The sequence below is a fragment of the Rhodococcus sp. ZPP genome (genome assembly GCF_017656075.1).
Taxonomy (GTDB): Bacteria; Actinomycetota; Actinomycetes; order Mycobacteriales; family Mycobacteriaceae; genus Rhodococcus_F; species Rhodococcus_F oxybenzonivorans.
Window position 1 is genome coordinate 5,711,251 of record NZ_CP058638.1, and the last position, 14,530, is coordinate 5,725,780.

15 protein-coding genes are annotated in these 14,530 nt (G+C 67.1%); 6 read left to right on the forward strand and 9 right to left on the reverse strand.

Going from position 1 to position 14,530, the window contains the following annotated elements:
- Window positions 1–16 precede the first annotated feature (16 nt).
- Entirely contained in the window at window positions 17–1,528 is a 1,512-nt protein-coding gene (locus HYG77_RS26365) for an MFS transporter (RefSeq protein WP_244373216.1), read from the reverse strand.
- A gap of 94 nt (window positions 1,529–1,622) precedes the next feature.
- On the opposite strand from HYG77_RS26365, the gene HYG77_RS26370 reads away from it, so the two are divergent.
- Window positions 1,623–2,717: a winged helix DNA-binding domain-containing protein gene (locus tag HYG77_RS26370; protein ID WP_208963530.1), complete on the forward strand. Its 1,095-nt coding sequence runs from the start codon at window positions 1,623–1,625 to the stop codon at window positions 2,715–2,717.
- On the opposite strand, the gene HYG77_RS26375 is transcribed toward HYG77_RS26370, so the two are convergent.
- Both HYG77_RS26375 and HYG77_RS26380 read right to left on the reverse strand, forming a co-directional pair.
- A complete protein-coding gene (locus HYG77_RS26375) occupies window positions 2,704–3,570 on the reverse strand; it encodes a chromosome partitioning protein ParB (protein WP_208961119.1) in 867 nt (288 codons plus the stop codon). The two genes, HYG77_RS26370 and HYG77_RS26375, sit on opposite strands and share 14 nt — an antisense overlap.
- Window positions 3,560–4,255, reverse strand: a complete 696-nt coding sequence (locus tag HYG77_RS26380; RefSeq protein WP_109331819.1) for a metallophosphoesterase — start codon at window positions 4,253–4,255, stop codon at window positions 3,560–3,562. Before HYG77_RS26380 ends, HYG77_RS26375 begins: the two co-directional genes overlap by 11 nt.
- A gap of 65 nt (window positions 4,256–4,320) precedes the next feature.
- Here HYG77_RS26380 and HYG77_RS26385 point away from each other — a divergent pair, with 65 nt between their 5' ends.
- Window positions 4,321–4,908 (forward strand): suppressor of fused domain protein, encoded by a 588-nt coding sequence (locus tag HYG77_RS26385; protein WP_201453445.1) that lies wholly within the window; start codon window positions 4,321–4,323, stop codon window positions 4,906–4,908.
- On the opposite strand, the gene corA is transcribed toward HYG77_RS26385, so the two are convergent.
- Window positions 4,905–5,966, reverse strand: a complete 1,062-nt coding sequence (gene corA / locus HYG77_RS26390) for a magnesium/cobalt transporter CorA (RefSeq protein ID WP_208961120.1) — start codon at window positions 5,964–5,966, stop codon at window positions 4,905–4,907. The two genes, HYG77_RS26385 and corA, sit on opposite strands and share 4 nt — an antisense overlap.
- Before the next feature lie 158 nt (window positions 5,967–6,124).
- On the opposite strand from corA, the gene HYG77_RS26395 reads away from it, so the two are divergent.
- The 3 genes from HYG77_RS26395 (at window position 6,125) to HYG77_RS26405 (ending at window position 8,953) form a co-directional block, all read left to right on the forward strand.
- On the forward strand, window positions 6,125–6,979 hold the full coding sequence (locus HYG77_RS26395; RefSeq protein ID WP_208961121.1) for a PHP domain-containing protein: 855 nt from the start codon (window positions 6,125–6,127) through the stop codon (window positions 6,977–6,979).
- Window positions 6,976–7,383: a hypothetical protein gene (locus HYG77_RS26400; protein WP_208961122.1), complete on the forward strand. Its 408-nt coding sequence runs from the start codon at window positions 6,976–6,978 to the stop codon at window positions 7,381–7,383. Before HYG77_RS26395 ends, HYG77_RS26400 begins: the two co-directional genes overlap by 4 nt.
- Window positions 7,384–7,759: 376 nt before the next feature.
- The gene (locus HYG77_RS26405) at window positions 7,760–8,953 is read left to right on the forward strand and encodes an NADP-dependent malic enzyme (protein WP_208961123.1); all 1,194 of its coding nucleotides are present in this window, start codon (window positions 7,760–7,762) and stop codon (window positions 8,951–8,953) included.
- A gap of 66 nt (window positions 8,954–9,019) precedes the next feature.
- On the opposite strand, the gene HYG77_RS26410 is transcribed toward HYG77_RS26405, so the two are convergent.
- From HYG77_RS26410 to HYG77_RS26425, 4 genes are read right to left on the reverse strand one after another with little or no spacing between them, the layout of a single operon-like run.
- The gene (locus tag HYG77_RS26410; RefSeq protein WP_208961124.1) at window positions 9,020–9,739 is read right to left on the reverse strand and encodes an ABC transporter permease; all 720 of its coding nucleotides are present in this window, start codon (window positions 9,737–9,739) and stop codon (window positions 9,020–9,022) included.
- Window positions 9,736–10,389 carry an ABC transporter permease subunit gene (locus HYG77_RS26415; protein ID WP_208961125.1) on the reverse strand — a complete coding sequence of 218 codons (654 nt, stop codon included), beginning with the start codon at window positions 10,387–10,389 and terminating at the stop codon, window positions 9,736–9,738. The genes HYG77_RS26410 and HYG77_RS26415 overlap by 4 nt, the downstream gene beginning before the upstream one ends.
- 4 nt (window positions 10,390–10,393) lie before the next feature.
- Window positions 10,394–11,551, reverse strand: a complete 1,158-nt coding sequence (locus HYG77_RS26420; RefSeq protein ID WP_109331808.1) for an ATP-binding cassette domain-containing protein — start codon at window positions 11,549–11,551, stop codon at window positions 10,394–10,396.
- 10 nt (window positions 11,552–11,561) lie between these two features.
- The gene (locus HYG77_RS26425) at window positions 11,562–12,539 is read right to left on the reverse strand and encodes an ABC transporter substrate-binding protein (protein ID WP_208961126.1); all 978 of its coding nucleotides are present in this window, start codon (window positions 12,537–12,539) and stop codon (window positions 11,562–11,564) included.
- 160 nt (window positions 12,540–12,699) lie between these two features.
- Between HYG77_RS26425 and HYG77_RS26430 the strand changes: the two genes are divergently transcribed.
- Entirely contained in the window at window positions 12,700–13,647 is a 948-nt protein-coding gene (locus HYG77_RS26430; protein WP_244373220.1) for an ABC transporter substrate-binding protein, read from the forward strand.
- Here the strand turns inward: HYG77_RS26430 and HYG77_RS26435 are convergent.
- Window positions 13,606–14,526, reverse strand: a complete 921-nt coding sequence (locus tag HYG77_RS26435; RefSeq protein WP_208961128.1) for an alpha/beta hydrolase fold domain-containing protein — start codon at window positions 14,524–14,526, stop codon at window positions 13,606–13,608. The two genes, HYG77_RS26430 and HYG77_RS26435, sit on opposite strands and share 42 nt — an antisense overlap.
- Window positions 14,527–14,530 lie beyond the last annotated feature (4 nt).

Here is a 14,530-nt window from a genome sequence, read left to right on the forward strand (position 1 = left end):
AGGGGACAAGGCGAACTCATGACGTCCTCTGCCGTTCGCCGGGGCTCGTGTTCGCGCCACCGAGGCCGCCCACCGTGCCCCATTCGGCAGCGAGCGCGGTGGCATGGATCTCGTCCTCTTCCGCGTCGGAGGGTGTGCGGATCACGCGGGTGATACCGAAGAAGGGCAGCAGCCCGGCGAGAGCGGCGGCAACGGCGCCGGTGACGAACGCGATGAGGTAGGCGGATTCGGCCGCGAGGTCGGTGCCGGAGAGAGTGATTTCGGCCAGCAGGGTCGCAATGAGGGCGCTGGCGAACGCGCTGCCCACCGACCGCGCGATCGAGTTGATGCTGTTGGCCACGCCGGTCTCGTCCTGCCGGACCTCGGCGACCAACAGCGAGGGCAGCGCCGCGTAGGCAAGGCTGATGTAGGTGTTGATCAGCAGGATGGCGGTGATCACCTGCCAGGTGTGGTCGTGGGCGACGATGAACAGGATGAAGCCTGCGACGCCGACCACGCTGGCGCCGATGAGCACGACACGCGCGCCGACGTGGCGGATCATCGTGCCACTGAGGATCGAGGCGAGGACTCCGCTGACCGCGCCGGGTAACAGGTACACGGTGCTGGCCTCGAGCACGGTGGCGCCGAAGCCGTATCCGGCGACCGAACGGGACGTCTGCACGAAGTACGAACTGCCCAGGAACATCACGAACATCGACATTCCCACCACGAGGGCGGACAGGTGTGTGACGAGGACCGGCGGATCGGTGAGCAACCGGGGTGCCACCAACGGATGAGCGATTCTGCGCTCGTACAGGAACCACCCGGTCAGGACGAGCAGTCCGGCAGCACCGCTGATGATGGAGGCGGGCGAACCCCATCCCCAGGTGCTTCCCTCGGACAACGGGAGCAGGACGAGGACGAGGCCGGCGGCGAGACCCACCGCACCGATCCAGTCCATAGACCCCGATCCCGTCCGCGCGCGCCGGGGAATCGCGAACCACGCCAGGACGAGACCTGCAAGCGTGATCGCAGAGGAGAGCCAGAAGATCCGGTGGAAGTCGGCGCCGTCGGCGACGAGCACCCCGGTGAGGACGATCCCGAAACATCCGCCGAAACCCAGAGTTCCCGAGAGAATGCCCATCGCCCCGGTCAGCTTCTCGGGGGGCAGCTCGTCGCGCAGGACTGCAATTCCGATGGGGAACAGTGCGAACGAGACGCCTTGCAGCACTCGGGCAACGATGAGCACACCGATCGACGTGGCGACCGCGCCGAGCAACGAGCCCAGAAGCACGATCACGAGCACACCGAGCAGCACCGGGCGTGTGCCGCGAAGATCGGCGAGCCGGCCGAGTAGGGGCGTCGCAGTGGCAGCTGCGAGCAGGTTGGCGGTGAGGAGCCACCCGACGGCGGTGGGCCCGACCTCGAGTTGGGCGCCGATCGTGCCGACGATCGGTACCACCAAGGTCTGGAGAACCGCCAGAATCATGACGATGAAGCACATGACCGGCAGCAGCATCCTCGGCGTGGGTCCGGGTTCTGCGCTCATGTGGTCCTCCGTGCGTCGTCCTGTCGACACTGACAGATAAACACGGTACTGGGGCTAACTAACAAAGGGGGTCGACGCGGTGGGTTCCGAACGGATGTCGGATCGGGCGCTGGGACGGGCCACGCTGGCCCGCCAGGGATTGCTACGCCGAACAGGGACGCCGGCTCTCGAGATGATCGAGCACCTGTGCGGGCTGCAGGCCCAGGCCCCGATGCCGCCGTATTTCGCCCTGTGGGCACGCATCGAGAATTTCCGGCCCGATGCCCTCTCCGAGCTCATCGAGCGCCGCGAAGTGGTTCGCATCGTCGCCATGCGTGGAACCGTGTTCGCGTTGTCGGCGGCCGACGCTCTGACATTCCGCCCGCTGGTTCAGCCGCTCCTCGATCGGGATCTGCGCACCAACACGCAGTACCGGGCACACCTCTACGGGATCGATGCCGCCGCTCTCGCCGCCGCCGGCCGCGACCTCGTCCAGGATCGGCCGCTCACGCAACTGCAGATGCGGCCGCTGCTCGAGGAGCGATTTCCCGGACGCGGCGGCGCGGCCCTCGCGCACGGGGTGCGCGGGCTCGTGCCGATGGTCCAGGTGCCACCGCGGGGGTTGTGGGGCAGGTCGGGACAGCCCGCGCTGGCGACACTCGAGTCGTGGGTGGGGCAAGCACTCGACCCGGCGCCGTCACTACGGACGATGGTCCTGCGTTACCTCGCCGCGTTCGGCCCGGCGAGTGCCCTGGATGCACAGGCGTGGTCAGGCTTGACCCGGCTCGGCGAGATCCTGGACGAGCTGCGCCCGCAGTTGCGGGTGTTCACCGCGGAATCGGGAACGGAACTTTTCGACCTTCCGGACGCGCCGCGGCCGGAGGCTGGGGTGCCTGCGCCGGTGCGCATCCTCGCGCCCTTCGACAATGTGCTTCTTTCCCATGCGGATCGCAGGCGGATTCTCGACGACGAGGTGCGGAAGCGGGTCTTCACTCAGAACGGGATCATCAAGCCTGCCGTGCTGGTGGGCGGCAGGGTCGCGGGCTTCACGACCACGACCGTGGAGAAGGACGGGGTGATCCTCGAGGTGGAGCCGCTGACCACGATCGCCAAATCTCATCGGCCGGCCATCGAAGCGGAAGGGCGCCGATTGCTGAAGTTCGCACACCCCGAGGCCGTCACCCGGGAGGTGCGGTTCACGGACTCGTAGACCGGTGCTTGCGGGGCGCCCGCTGGCTCAGTTCGGCGATGATCTCGTCGTTCCAGACATGTTGACGCACCAGGCGATACCGTTCTCGAGCCACCCACAGGTAGGCTTCGGCATCGGTGTGGTCGGGCAACATGCCGGCGGCCCGGACCATGCGCACGACCGGGAGGAATTCCTCGCCGAACCACCGACGCGCCACGGTGTCGCGGCCCACGAACTCGCCCATCTCCTGCATGAGACGAAATCCCCAGGCTTCGACGCACTCGCTGATTTCCGCGTACTCCCACGGATCGGTGACCGTCACCGCCTTGCGCTGGGCGCCGGTGAGGGGTACCCGGCTCAGGAACAGTCGGCGATGGTCCTTGATCAGCAGATCGCCGCGCTGCGTGATGCCGTCCGGCGAGATCCGGGTGAGGATCTCCCTCACGTACGCGTCGATGGTGCTCCAGTGCATCGCGTAGGCGATGGACACGCGGTGGTGGCCGTCGCTGACGAAGTGCATCGACCCGATTCTGTACACCTGGATCGGCGGAACCGACTCGCCGCGGCGCTGCGCTGCGGCCAGCCGCTGCCAGCGTTCGCGTATCCGGGCGGACGTAGGACGGAAGTACCGGTCGAAGTCACTGGTGCGGTCGACACTCCCGACGATCGAGTTGACGGGGATCACCTGCAACCCCAGTGACCGTTCGCCGATCCTCCCGAGCGCGGCCACCACTTCGTCGAACGGCAGGATTTCGTTGACGTCGTCCGGTTCCCTGCGTAACCAGTTGACCAGCCGGGAGAGCTCGGCGCGGCGGCGCTGACGGGTGAAGTCGTTCTCCGCGTCGGCGGCAGGGAAACCGGTGTCACGTGCCATGCCGTCGCCTCACGATCGTCGGTTCGGTACCCGAAGACATCTCCATGAGAGTGAACCCGACCGTGTTGATCACCGTCGTGGAGCCGAGCACTCTGTCCACGGGCGTCGTCCCGTACGGGTGCACGTGGCCGTGAACGAGTGTCCGAGCCTGCAACCGTGCGGCCAGCTGCTCGAAACACTCGAAACCGCGGTGCGGCGGGTCCTCGAGATCACCGACTCCGCGCGGTGGGCTGTGCGTGAGGAGCACGTCGACACCGGCTACTCCGGATCGGCGCGCATGCCACGCACTCGTCATGGCCAGGTTGCGGGCACGCCGGCGCTGCTGCCGTTCGGTCCACTGATTGGGGCCGTCGTTGTACCGAATCGATCCGCCCAGGCCGGCGATCCGCAGTCCGGCGATGCGGACGATCCGTCCGTCGGCGTTGACGGCGCCGCACGGACCCGGCCACGTCGACGGCATACCGGAACGCATCCATCCGACACGGCCCGCGGAATAGCCGGAAAGGTCGGGGTCGTGGTTGCCGGGCACGAACACGCACGGTGCATCGAGTGCATCCATCAGATACTCGAGATAGTCGAAGGGCAGATCACCGGCACCGAGGACGAGGTCGACCTTCATGGTGCGCCCCTGCGGGGTCCACAACGACTCGATCGTCTCGTCGGAGACCGCGAGTACCGAGACCATGGCCCGACGCTACCGGCTCGAGAGGCCGGGGGACGAGTGACCGCGCGCGGTGGTTTGATGGCGGGGTGACTGACAGCGTTGTGGCAGCCGTTCGTGCGCACCTGCTCGAACAGATCGGCGGGCCCGAGCCGACCGCCGCCTCGGTGACGTTTCTGGGGGTCGAGCCTCTCGACGTGCTGCGGTTCCCTCCCGCCGAAGACGATCTCGTCCGGTACGTGACTCTGGGTTGCTCCCGGCACCCGATGGGTGATCCCGGGGAATTGGTGGCCGACCCGATGCGGGGTCCGCGCGCGGAACTCGTGCTGACGCTGCGCGGGGGAGCCGGGGTGAGCTCGGGTGTCGCGCGCACGCTCGCGGTGCTGGCGGCGGCGCCGTCGGTGGAGGGGGTGGTCCTCGTCGAGGACGCGCTCCTCGACCTCGGCGAGCCGTTGTGGAAGGACACGCCGTTCACGGCGGTGCTCCTGGGCAAGTCCTCGATTCCGGACCTGGCCCTTCCCGAACCCGCCGACGCGGTGCAGTTCCTCGCCGCCGTGCCCCTCACCGGAACCGAGGCAGCGTGGGTGCGACTGCGCGGCGCCGAGGCATTACGGGAAGCGTGGACCGAGGCGGGCATCGACGTGCGCGACCCGAACCGCGGCGCGGCGTCCCTCTAGAGCCAGTTGTTTCGGCGGAAGGTGACGAACAGTCCCACCGTGACCGACACAATGAAGGCCACCACGAGGTGATACCCGTATTGCCAATGTAATTCGGGCATGTTGTCGAAATTCATGCCATAGATTCCTGCGATCATCGTGGGCACGGCGGCGATGGCCACCCATGCCGAAATCTTGCGCATGTCGGTGTTCTGCTGGACGGCGATCTTGGCGAGAGCCGCGTCGACGAGTGAGCTGAGCACCTCGTCGTACTCGGCTATCCGCTCTGCGACGGTGGTGTGGTGGTCGAGCACGTCGCGAAAGTACCGCCGCACTTCCTTCGGCACCGGATTGCCGGGCGACTGCGTCAACCGCAGCAGCGGGTTCGACAGCGGGTTCACCGACTTGCGCAGTTCGACGATCTCCCTCTTGAGCAGGTAGATGTGCTCGACCGCGACGGTGTTCCGCGGGCTGAACACCGCCTCCTCCATGCCGTCGACGTCGTGTTCGATGGCCTGGGTGACCTCGAGGTACGTATCGACGACGTGGTCGGCCACCGCGTGCAGGACGGCATAGGGACCGAGCACGAGCCGTTCCTGATTCTCCTCGAGCGAGCGCCGGACGTTCGCGAGCCCGGAATGATCGCCGTGCCGCACGGTCACGACGTAGTCCGCGCCCACGAAGGCCATGATCTCGCCGGTCTCCACGATCTCACTGGCGGTCGCCACTGAATCGTGTGGCACATAATTGACGGTCCGCAGCACCAGGAACAGGATGTCGTCGTAGCGTTCGAGTTTGGGCCGCTGGTGCGCGTGGACAGCGTCCTCGACCATCAGTTCGTGCAGGCCGAACGTCTCGGCCACGCTCTCCATCTGACCTTCGTCGGGTGCGAGGAGTCCGACCCACACGAATCCCCGGCCACGCCGCCGAACCTCGGCGAGGGCAGCCTGATGGGTGTACTTACCGGGCAGACGGATGCCGTCCACGTACACGCCGCAATCCACCACGGCGCGTGCGGTGGGGATGCGGATCCGGGGACCCGCGGACTTGTCGCGGCCTTGTGCCGGAAGTGAGGGCATGGGTGCGAGCACTCCCTTCAGCGTCGAGACCGAGGACCTGGTGTCGCGCAATCCTACGTGAGCACCGGAGTCCCGAATCCCCGACGACCGGACGGCACGACACCGCTCGACGCACGCACGCCCGGACCCTTCCCGAGCGCACCTGACACACTGGGCAGGTGCGCATCGATCTCCACACTCACTCGACGGCCTCGGACGGTACCGACAGTCCGGCAGACCTCGTGCGCGCGGCCGGTGCCGCGGGTCTGGACGTCGTGGCCATCACCGATCACGACACCACGGCGGGGTGGGCAGAGGCGGTTGCGGCGATGCCTGCCGGGTTGACCCTGGTCCGGGGCATGGAGATGTCCTGCGCGGGCCGGGGTGAGGACGGTCGTCCCGTCGCGGTTCACCTGCTGGCCTACCTCTTCGATCCCGCGCACGCCGCGTTCGCGCGGGAACGTGAGCGGTTGCGAACCGAACGGGTCGTCAGGATCCGGGCCATGGCCGAGCTGATGATGGAGGACGGCCTGCCCATCGACGCCGACGAGGTCCTGGCGGCAGCGGGTCCCGCCGCGGGTCGCCCACATCTGGCGAGGGCGCTGATGCGGGCCGGAGTCGTGAGCAGTGTCAACGAGGCGTTCGTCGACCTGCTGGCGCCGCGGGGCCGGTACTTCGTCGACAAATCCGACACCCCTTTGGACGAGGCGGTGCAACTGGTGGCCGAGGCCGGAGGGGTGAGCGTTCTCGCCCACGGGCGGGCGCGGGCGCGGGGACGGCTGCTGTCGCTCGATCACGTCCGGGAGCTGGCCGTTGAGGGTTTACACGGGCTCGAGGTGCATCATCCCGACCACTCGTCGGCCGATGTCGCGGTCCTTCTGGGACTGGCCGACGAATTGGGGCTCGTCGTCACCGGATCTTCCGATTACCACGGGACGAACAAGACGATCCGGCTGGGCGAGTTCGGCACGGACCCCGACGAGTTCGACAAGCTCGCCTCCAAAGCCTCCGGTACACAGGTGATTTCGGCATGACTGCCCGCGATTCGGACCGCTACGGCAACCGCGACCACTACGACCCTCACGGCTACGACGCTGGCCGTGACGACCCCTACGGCCCGACGCCGCCGAGGTCCGTGCCCCCGCGCGAGCCACGTCGCAGCTCATTTGTCGTCAGGGCGTCGCGCGCGTTCAGTGGCGCCGTCGCGGCCGGTGTGGTGATCCTGTGTCTCGTCGTGATCGGGTCCGCCTATGTGGGCGGCGGCAGGGGATTCCCGGGTCCGGGAGCGGTCTCGATCACCGCGCACATCGTCGCGTCCGTGGTCGTGGTCGTGGCCCAGCGGATCGCCGACCGCCGCGACGGTCTCGCCGCGGTGCTCGCATCAGTCGCCGTCCTCGCTGCGGCAGCGCTTCTGCTGGTCACCCAATGGTGGGGTTGACCGACGCTCGGAGAGTTATGTGAAACCGGCTCTCACGGTGACCCGTCGGTAACTTGTTCTCACAGGTAGAAGCCGGAAAACGTGAGACGTCTGACTCCCGTGGCGATTTGATTGTGCAGCGATCTTCGTGCTTGACTTAGCATCACTCCGACGTCGGCGCCACCGCCCTTCGGCGGGGATTTATGGCAGCGTTGCCAAGGGCTCACCCGCCCAGCGCCATCCACGCTTCGGAAGTTCTGCGGCCAAAGTGATCGCGCGCACCGGAAGCTTCACCAGTTGTCGTTCGCGGAGTAACTACGTAGATCAGCGCCGATCCGCATGGTTACTTCACAGTAACCCGGCCCCGAGTGAGCCTGGACTTAGCAGGAGTGTCATCGTGTCCATCGTGTCCGAACCCACCACACCGCAGAAGGTCGAGCTGACCGACGAGGAGATCTTCGCCGGCCACATCGGGGGGAAGCTCTCGGTTGAGACCACGACCGCCCTCGATACCCAGCGCGCCCTATCCATTGCCTACACGCCCGGCGTCGCGCAGGTTTCCCGCGCCATCGCCGCCGACGAGACCCTCGCGGACCGGTACACCTGGACCAGCCGCCTCGTGGTCGTGGTCTCCGACGGCTCCGCGGTACTCGGCCTCGGCGACATCGGTCCCCGCGCCTCCCTCCCGGTGATGGAAGGCAAGTCCGCACTGTTCAAGAACTTCGCGGGCCTCAATTCCATTCCGCTGGTGCTCGACACCAAGGACCCCGACGAAATCGTCGAAACCCTCATCCGGTTGCGCCCGAGCTTCGGCGCGGTCAACCTCGAGGACATCTCCGCACCGCGCTGCTTCGAGATCGAGAAGCGCGTGATCGAGGCCCTGGACTGCCCGGTCATGCACGACGATCAGCACGGCACCGCGATCGTGGTCCTCGCCGCCCTGAAGGGTGCGGTGAAGGTGCAGAAGCGAGACATCTCCTCGCTGCGCGTCGTCATCTCCGGCGCCGGCGCCGCCGGTGTCGCCTGCGCGAACATCCTGCTCGCCGCCGGCATCGCCGACGTGACCGTTCTCGATTCCAAGGGCATCGTCTCGGCCGACCGCAAGGACCTGAACGAGGTCAAGGTCGACCTCGCGGCCCGCACCAACCCCACCGGCCGGCACGGCGGGATCGTCGAAGCCCTCGACGGTGCGGACGTGTTCCTCGGAGTGTCCGCGGGCACCGTTCCCGAAGAACTCATCGCGACCATGGCGGACGACGCCATCGTCTTCGCGCTGTCGAACCCGGACCCGGAAATCCACCCCGAGGTCGCGAAGAAGCACGCGGCGATCGTGGCCACCGGGCGTAGCGACTTCCCGAACCAGATCAACAATGTGCTCGCCTTCCCCGGTGTGTTCCGCGGTGCGCTCGACGCCGGCGCCCGCCGTATCACCGAAGGCATGAAGCTTGCCGCCGCCGAGGCAATCCTCTCGGTCGTCGGTGACGAGTTGGCTGTAGACAAGATCGTTCCCAGCCCGCTCGATCCTCGCGTCGCCCCCGCTGTCGCGGAGGCAGTCGCCGCCGCTGCTCGCGCAGAAGGCGTCACCGACTAGCGAGAATCCGTTGAACACCCCGGACCGGAGCCCGCACCAAGGTTCCCGCCCGGGGTGTTTGCCGTTCTAGCGGGACTTCGCGGCGACTGCCAGGTCGGCCCACTCCTGAGCGCTGGTTCCACGACGTAGCCGGCCGGTGCCCGGGACGGATGCCCACACCGCGAGCGCGAGAAGCCCGTCGACGACGAGGGCCAGGATCGTCACCAGGAGCGCACCGACCAGTACCCGGTCGTACTGACGCAAGGCGAGTCCGTCGAAGATGTACCGTCCGAGTCCGCCGAGGTTGACGTACGCGGCCACCGCTGCGGTTGCAATGATCTGCAGTGTGGCGTTGCGCAGTCCGCCGAGCATGAGCGGCAGCGCATTCGGTGCCTCCACGCGACTGAGGACCTGCCACTCGGTCATGCCCATCGCGCGGGCGGCGTCTACCACCGTCCGGTCGACGTTCGCGACACCGGAGTAGGTGCCGGCCAGTAGCGGCGGAATGCCGAGTACCACCAGGGCGAGGATCGGCGGGATGAGACCGAGCCCGAGGAGCAGCACGAGGAAGGTCAGCAGGCCCAACGTGGGAAGTGAACGCAGCGCGTTGACGAGGCCCACCACCAGCACCTCGCCTCGACGCAGATGGCCGATGACCGCACCGAGCGGAACCGCGACGGCGGCCGAGAAGGCGACGGCGAGAAGGCTGTACCAGAGGTGCTCGAGGATGCGCGCCCCGATTCCGGCCCTGCCCTCCCAGTTGGCCGGATCTACAATGTAGTCCCACGCCCCGCCGAAGATGCTCATGCCGCCGCCGCCTCCTTCTTCTGCCGCGTCCATGGTGTGAGCGCACGGGCGAGGAGGAACAGCGCCAGGTCGAAGACCAGTGCGAGGACGACGATGGCGATTATCCCCGCGAGAATCTGATCGGGATAGTCACGCTGGTAGCCGCGGGTGAACAGGGTCCCGAGTCCGCCGATCCCGATCAGCGAACCGACCGAGACCAGCGAAATGTTGGTGACCGCCACCACGCGCACACTTGCCGCGAGAACCGGTAAGGCCAAAGGCAATTCGACTGTCAGTGCCCGGCGCAAGGGTGTGAAACCCATCGCGTTCGCGGAGTCGACGACGTCGGCGGGAACCGAGTCGAGGGCCTCCGGGACGGCGCGGACGAGCAGGGCGGTGGAATAGATGGTCAGGGCGATCACCACATTCAGCGGATCGAGGATCTGCAGTCCGACGACGGACGGGATGGTGACGAAGAGGGCCAGCGAGGGAATCGTGAACGCGATGCCGGCGATGGTCGTGGTGACCTTGCGCAGCACCGATGCACCCCGGATCGCGGTGCCCACCGGGACGGCGACGACCAGGCCGAGTAGGAGTGGCATCAGCGCCAGGTACAGGTGGGTCCTCGTCAGGTCGACGACTACGGAAAAATTGTCGATGAGCCACCGCACAGGATCACGGCCTGTCGGGAGAAGTGGACGCGGGCGCGAAGAACTGCTCGTTCCGCGCGCGATCCTCGGCGGCCCGCTGTTGCGTCAGCTTCTCGATGACCTCGGACCCGAGGATGCCGCCGCGGGCGGCACCGTCCCTGTCGACGGCCACACCTATTCCTGACGGCGACGAGATGGCCGCATCCAACGCTTGCCGCAGGTCTCCGCCCGGCGGGAACAGTGAGCCGCCTGCCGCAGTACATTCCGACAGCGGGCGGCCCGAGCGCAACCCTTCGACGCCCGTGACGTCGATCCAGCCCCGCGGAACACCGGAATCGGTCACCACCAGCGCCCAATCACCGCGGTCGAGCCGCAGTGTGCTCAGCTCCCGTTCGGTGGCCGTCCGGAGGGGATGAAGGGAAACCTCGTCTGCCGCGCGGAACGACAGGCCGCGATAGCCGCGGTCGCGGCCGACGAATCCGGCGACGAAATCGGTGGCCGGCGCGGACAGCACCGTGTCGGGCGCATCGTATTGCTGCAATCGGCCGCCCGGTCCGAAGACTGCCAGCCGGTCACCGAGCTTGACCGCCTCGTCGATATCGTGCGTCACGAACACAATGGTCTTGCGCAGGTCGGCCTGCAGTCGTTGCATCTCCGCCTGCAAATCCTCGCGGACCACGGGGTCCACCGCGCTGAACGGTTCGTCCATCAGCAGAATGGGCGGGTCGGCAGCCAGCGCCCTGGCCACGCCCACACGCTGCTGCTGCCCACCCGACAGCTGGCCGGGATAACGGCCCGCCAGCGCGGGGTCGAGACCGACCCGCTCGAGCACCGACAGCGCAGCCGTCCGGGCCGCACGGCGGGAGTCACCGCGCAGGACCGGTACGGTCGCGACGTTGTCGATCACGGTGCGATGCGGTAGCAGTCCAGCGCTTTGGATCACGTAACCGATCCCGAGGCGAAGCTTCACTGCATCGGTGGAGGCGATGTCCCGGCCGTCGACCGAGATGGTTCCGGCCGTCGGGGTGATCATCCGGTTGATCATGCGCATCGATGTGGTCTTGCCGCAGCCGGAAGGCCCGACGAAGACCGTGAACGACTCCGCGTCGATATGCAGATCGAGGTTGTCGACCGCCGTGGTGCCGTCCGGGTACCGCTTGGTGACGCCCGAAAATGTGATCACCGTCGACTCCTCAGGAGACCGGCTTGTCGAGCCCCTGGTTTACGACCCACTGCTTCGCGGCTGCCGCCGGCTCCGTCTTGGCGTCACCGGACACGGCATCGTTCAACTTCACCAGCTCCTCCGTCGTCAGCTTCGCGGACAGTGCGTCGAGCGCTCGAGTCAGCTCGGCCGTCGACTTGGCTGCGCGCACCACCGGAACGACGTTCTGAGCCGGAAAATTGTTCTTCGGGTCTGTGAGCACCACAAAGTTGTTCTTCCCGATTGCCGGCGAGGTGGTGAAGATGTTCGCCGCGGTGATCTGCCCCGATGCCAGAGCCTCGACCGTGGCGGGGCCGCCGCTGTCCGCGATGGGGACGAAGTTGGCCGGTGCGATATCGAGTCCGTAGTTCTCCTTCAGTCCGGGCAATCCGGCGCGGCGCTCTTGGAACTCGGCGGGTGCACCGAACTTCACCTCCGCCGAATGCGCTGCCAAGTCCGCAATCGAGGTCAAATTCCACTTCTGTGCGGTCTCCGCCGTGACGACGACGGCGTCCTTGTCCTCGGCTGGGGCGGCGGTGGTGATCGTCAACTCCGATCCGAGTGCACCCGGAAGTGCCGAGTTGACGTCGGCAGCGCTGGTGGCAGTCGACTCCGGATCGAGGTACTGCAGCAGGTTGCCCGTGTAGTCCGGAATGACGTCGATCGACGCGTCCTTCAGCGCCGGAATGTAGGCCTCGCGGCTTCCGATGTCGAACTTCGTGGTTACGTCGAAACCGTTGGCGCGGAGAACCTCGGTGTAGATATTGGCCACCGTCTCGGACTCCGGGAAGTTCGCCGAACCCACGATGACGGCGTTTGCGTCGTCACCGGACCCTTCGCCCTCGGCCGACAACGGATCGGAACCGCCCCCGCACGCGGCGAGGGAGACCACGGCAACCGTGGCGACTGCGAGGCCGCCCAGAGTGCGGCGGGCGAACCCGCGACCCGAGGATGTGTTCGAGGTGCGCATGCGCGTCCTTCCGTTCGTTCACACTGCCGTTTGTTCACTACTGCCGCATGATCGGGAGATCCGGTGGGCACACCGCCGGGCCGATGTGGCGTCAGTGTAACGATAGGCAGGTGGGCAACACTGGTTTCGGCTCAGCGTGATGCGAGGGAAGGCGTGCGAGGTGGCACAGACAGGTAAGGGCGGATCGGGGAACGGGAGTTCCCGGAAGTCCGCTCGTCTCGGGGCATGGGCGGCAGCGTCGGTGCTGATTCTGGTTCCCGGCGCGCTGTCGGCCTGCGATGTCGACAACACTGCTCTCGACGGTTCCGCGGGACAGACCTCGGGTGAGGTGGTGGTGGGATCGGGAGACACGGCGGAAAGCCGGGTCCTGGCCGAAATCTACGCGGGCGCTCTCCGTTCGACGGGTGCGCCGGCATCCACCGAGACCGGCCTGGGCGACCGCACCTCCTATCTTCGGCGGCTCGATGCGGGCGAAGTGACGTTGGTGCCCGAGTTCACCGGCCGGCTGCTGCGCTATTACGATCCCGAGTCGACCGAAAAGGAACAGGACGAGGTATTCGAGGCGCTGAGTCAGGCTCTGCCGCAAGGTCTTTCGATCTCAGACTATGCGGCGGCGGAGGATCGGTCCGCGCTGGCGGTGTCTGCGGACACGTCTACCCGGATGGCGGTGACGACGCTCGACGAGCTCATTCCCGCGTGCAGTCGTAGCTCCGCGGTGCTCACCCCCGATTTCGAGGCCGGCTCACTCGCCGATCTGACCGGTTGCACGTTCGCACAGACGCGCGCGGTTCCGGACGGAGCCGCGGCGGTCGCGGAACTCTCCGTCCCCGCACAGGTGGATGGCGCCGTGGTGGCAGGAGTGACCACCGCGACCCCGGAAGTCGCGAGCTCGGACCTCGTTCTGCTGGACGACGACGAGCCGATCTTCACAGCCCAGAACGTGGTGCCGCTCTACCGGGTCGGGGCGCTCGGTGAACCCCAGATCAAGGCGCTGAACGTGGTGGCGGGGGAGCTGACGACAGCGGACCTGGCCGACATGATCGGCCAGGTCCGCGGTGGTGCCGATTCAGCCGACGTCGCTCGTGTCTGGCTGGACGCACATGTGTGATTTCAAGTAAGCCCCGAGTTCGGCGACGGCGTCCGCAGCCTCGCGTACCAACGAGGCCTGGAGGTGCGCAACGTGCCAGAGTCGGGCGTATTCGGTGAGCATCACGTCGACGCCCGACTTCTCGAGCTTGTCGACGAACTCCAAGATCTGTGGATACAGAACCTCGTCGAGTCCGACGTGAACGACAGTGGGCGGAAACCCCTTCAAATCTCCGTGCAGCGGGGCATAACCGGGATCGAACTTGTCTCCGCTCCCCAGGTACTTCTCGGCGGCGTCGAACGACCACGCGGTATTCACCACGAGGTCGCGGTCCCGGATGGTGTCGCGCCTGCCCGGATCGACCCACGGTGAGATGAGTCCCAACGCGGCCGGGGTGACCCCGTGCCGGTCGATCAGGCGCCGCGCCGTGGCCGCCGCCAGACCACCGCCCGCGGAGTCGCCGGCGATTGCCAGTCGACCTGTCTCGTACCCGTGTTCTGTGGTCAGCTCGAGGAACGCCGCTACGGCGTCCTCGAGCCCGGCAGGAAACGGATGTTCGGGAGCCAGGCGGTAGTCGAGTGTGTAGACCACGCTTCCGGATTCACGTGCCAGATGCGCGGCCAGCGACCGATGGGTCGCGGGCGAGCCGATGGTGTACGCGCCACCGTGGAGATAGAGCACGGCGGTCCGGCGCTCGGTGGCGCCCACCGTGATCCGCTCGGCGGGCCGGCCGGCCAAGGTGGCCGGGCGGCAGGCCGCCCCCTCCGGCATCTGCTGCAGCGGTGCGGCCATTTCGAGCAGCGCCCTCTGCGCCGGATACGGCAGCCGCGAGTTGAGGCTCAGCCGGTAGAACGGCCGCAGCGCGGCGGCGACTACCGGGAGCGGCAAGGAGAAGCTCACGGCG